Raw genomic sequence first — 3,878 nt, forward strand, 5'->3', positions numbered from 1 at the left:
GTCAGCACGGCGAGGCGCCGTTTCTGGCCCTCGTCCAGGGTCTTGTAGAGCGGATCGGCGGCATCGGCGATCTTCTTCAGGGCCGCGGAGCTGGCGCCCATGTCCTCGGCGCGCTGGCGCAGGCGGGCGATCGGATCCTCGGGCTTGTCGGCATCGCCCGGCCCGGCATTCATCCGCGCATTGGCGCGGTCGATGCGCAGCTTGGCGAAATCGCGCACGGCGGCCTCGACCGGCGGCCATAGCTTCTCCTGGTCGGCATTGAGCTTCAGCCCGGCATGGACGGCGGCGATCCGCGCATCGACGAAGGCGGCGCGGTCTTCCGGGTTCATGCGGATGTGGCGGACGTGCTCCATCCACGGGCGATGATATTGGGCATAGACCGCTCCCGAGCCGGCAATGCTGAGCACGGCGATGGCGGCGATGGTGAACTTCCTCATCCGAACCTCCTCTGGAAGGATGTCCATGAAGATGGGCGCGGTGCGGCTGACACGCAAATTACAACTTGGAAAGGGAGCGCGGCCCTACCAGGATTTAACGGCGGATTTTACCTCTAGCCGCGATCGGAAATTCGCAACAAGAAGGCTTCCGTGCAGATCGCACGGAAGCCTTTCGTCGATCGTTCGGATGGATCAGTTCGTCGCGCTCTTGGCCTCTTTCAGGAATTCGTCGATCAGCGGCTGGCCGATACGGCCGGCGGCGTCCTTGTAGACCGGCTCCATCGCCTTGCGCATCGCCGCGTCCTGCTCGGGTGTGAGCTTGATGATCTCGCTCTTGCCGCTCTTCTTGATCTCGGCCAGAGCGTCGTCGTTCTCCTTCTGCGACTGCGCGTTGCTGAAATCGGTCGCTTCCTTCATCGCCTTGGAGAGCTGGTCGCGGATGTCGGCCGGCAGATCGTCCCAGAACTTCTTGTTCACGATCACGACGTAACCAATGTAGCCGTGATTGGTCTCGGTGATGTACTTCTGCACCTCGTGCATCTTCTGGGTATAGATGTTCGACCAGGTGTTCTCCTGGCCGTCGACCACGCCGGTCTGGAGTGCCTGGTAGACTTCCGAGAACGCCATCACCTGCGGCAGCGAGCTCAGCGCCTTGAACTGGGCCTGCAGCACGCGCGAGGACTGGATGCGGAACTTGACGCCCTGATAATCCGCCGGCGTCACCAGCTTCTTGTTGGCGCTCATCTGCTTGAAGCCGTTGTCCCAATAGGCAAGGCCGGTGATGCCCTTGGCATCCAGCAGCTTGAGCAGCCGCGTGCCGAGCGGGCCGTCCGTCACCTTCCGCAGCGTCTTCAGGTCGGGCAGGATATAGGGCAGATCGAACACCTCGAACTCGCGGATGCCGAGCGGCCCGAATTTCGAGTTGGACGGCGCCAGCATCTGCACGCTGCCGAGCTGGAGCGCCTCGAGCTCTTCCTTGTCCTTGTAAAGTGTCGAGTTCGGGTAGACCTCGACCTTGACCTTGCCGGCGGTGTACTTCTCGGCCAGCTCCTTGAACTTCTCCGCGCCCTTGCCCTTCGGCGTGTCGGTGGCGACGACATGGCTGAACTTGATGATGATCGGCGATTGGGCCGACGCCGGCCCGGCCAGCCCGAGTGCCAATGCCGCGATGGACGCAGCGATCGCGAAGGTGCGCATATTCTCTCCCTGTTATTTTCTAAGCCACCGTCGTAGGGGCGGCTGGTCCTCATGCCGGCAGAATCAATACAGGCCGCCGGGCTACGCTGCTATTGGCCGTTAGCAGGGCAGCTATCTCTCACACTGTCATTCCGGGATGGTCCGAAGGACCAGACCCGGAATCTCGAGATCCCGGGTTCGCCTCTTCGAGGCGCCCCGGGATGACACGCTGGCGCTTGTCAGCTCGCCGCGGCCGCGGTCACCGTGTCGCGCTGGCGCTTCATGACGATCTTGTTGAGCGCGCCGAGATAGGCCTTGGCCGAGGCCACCAGCGTATCCGGATCCGCCGCGCGTGCCGTCATCGCACGTCCCTCCTGCGACAGCCGCACCGACACTTCCGCCTGCGCGTCGGTGCCTTCGGTGACCGCGTGGACCTGATACAGCTCGAGCTTGGCCTCGTGCGGCACCAGGCGCTTGATGCAGTTGAACACCGCGTCCACCGGACCGTTGCCCTCGGCCTCCTCGATCTTGATCTGGCCGTCGACGTCGAGCTTCATGGTCGCGCGCTGCGGGCCATGGGTGCCGGCGATCACGGTCAGCGAGGTCAGCTTGATGCGGTCGTGGGAAGCCGCCATCTTCTCGTCGACCAGCGCCTCGATGTCCTCGTCGTAGATGTCCTTCTTGCGGTCGGCCAGAGCCTTCATCCGCGTGAACGCATCCTCCAGCTGGTTCGGGCCGAGCTTGTAGCCCATCTCCTCCAGCTTGTGCACGAAGGCATGGCGGCCGGAATGCTTGCCGAGCACCAGCGAGGACTGCTTCAGGCCGACCATTTCGGGCCGCATGATCTCGTAGGTGGAGGCGTCCTTCAGCACACCGTCCTGATGGATGCCGCTCTCATGCGCGAACGCGTTCCGGCCGACGATCGCCTTGTTGTACTGGACGGGAAACGAGGTTGCCGCCGAGACCACCTTCGAGGCGCGGGTGAGCTGGGTGGTGTCGATCTTGTTCCAGTAGGGGAATTTGTCGTTGCGCACGTTGATCGCCATCACGATCTCTTCGAGCGCAGCGTTGCCGGCGCGCTCGCCGATGCCGTTGACAGTGCACTCGACCTGGCGCGCACCGCCGACGATGCCGGCCAGCGAGTTCGCGACGGCCATGCCGAGATCGTTATGGCAGTGCACGGAGAACACCGCCTTATCCGAATTCGGCACGCGCTCGATCAGCGTCTTCATGAAGTGGGTGTATTCCTCCGGCACCGTGTAGCCGACGGTGTCGGGGATGTTCACCGTGGTGGCGCCCGCCTTGATGACGGCTTCCACGATGCGGCACAGGAAGTCCATCTCGCTGCGGGTGCCGTCCTCCGCCGACCATTCGACGTCGTCGATCTGGTTGCGGGCGCGCGCGACCATGGCGACCGAGGTCTCGAGCACTTCTTCCGGCGTCTTGTTCAACTTCACCCGCATGTGCAGCGGCGAAGTCGCGATCACGGTGTGGACGCGGCCGCGTTTTGCAAATTTGACCGCCTCGGCGCAGCGGTCGATATCGGCCGGGTGCGCACGGGACAGGCCCGCAATGACCGCATTCTTGGAACGGCGGGCGATCTCGCTCACCGCTTCGAAGTCACCCTGCGAGGTGATCGGGAAGCCGGCTTCGATGACGTCGACGCCCATATCGTCCAAGAGCTCGGCGACCTCGAGCTTTTCCTCGAAGGTCATGGTGGCGCCGGGGCATTGCTCGCCGTCGCGCAGCGTGGTGTCGAAAATAATGACGCGGTCCTTGTCGGACTTGTTCGCGGTGGCCATTTCAAATTCCTTTTGAGCTTTTTGCGCCGTTCAATCTTCTGGGCGCTTGAGGGTGTCCGGTGATCTCGACCAACCCCTGAGCGCCCAGGCGCGTGGCGCCCAGCCGGCCCTCAGGGGCAAGTAAGAAGAAGGCCGCCAATAAGGAGGGTGGGCAGCAGCGCGGCCGGGATCGTGGCGGCGGCCAGAGCCACCTCCCCCGAATTCCCCTCGATTTGGCCGCGAATCAGCATTGCCAGACCCTTCTGAGCCCACAAATCCTCGGCCAAAACCGTTGACGGTTGGTTGCCGGGAGGCTCATTGGCCTGTTTCTAGACGAAAAATGGCAGCAACCGCAACGCCAAAAGATGGTCAAGGGGGCTGACCTGATTGCTCGTACCCTCGCTCCTTGTCTCCCGGACGCGCTGGCGGCGCAGAGCCGGGACCCAGGAGCGGCATGGCGCGCGGCGAGATGGGCCCCGGCTCT

General features: G+C 63.5%; 3 protein-coding genes. All 3 read right to left on the minus strand.

Annotation, left to right across the window (positions count from 1 at the left end):
* Positions 1-437 (minus strand): Spy/CpxP family protein refolding chaperone (locus MOV75_RS30015; RefSeq protein ID WP_247007130.1); only part of this gene is annotated, 437 nt, incomplete at its 3' end.
* Between the two features lie 192 nt (positions 438-629).
* Positions 630-1,634 carry a TRAP transporter substrate-binding protein gene (locus MOV75_RS30020; protein ID WP_246931294.1) on the minus strand — a complete coding sequence of 335 codons (1,005 nt, stop codon included), beginning with the start codon at positions 1,632-1,634 and terminating at the stop codon, positions 630-632.
* A gap of 218 nt (positions 1,635-1,852) precedes the next feature.
* Positions 1,853-3,415: a 2-isopropylmalate synthase gene (locus MOV75_RS30025; RefSeq protein ID WP_246931293.1), complete on the minus strand. Its 1,563-nt coding sequence runs from the start codon at positions 3,413-3,415 to the stop codon at positions 1,853-1,855.
* Between the last annotated feature and the right edge of the window lie 463 nt (positions 3,416-3,878).

Origin of the sequence: Bradyrhizobium sp. PRIMUS42, from assembly GCF_023006515.1 — a bacterium.
Lineage (GTDB): Bacteria > Pseudomonadota > Alphaproteobacteria > Rhizobiales > Xanthobacteraceae > Bradyrhizobium.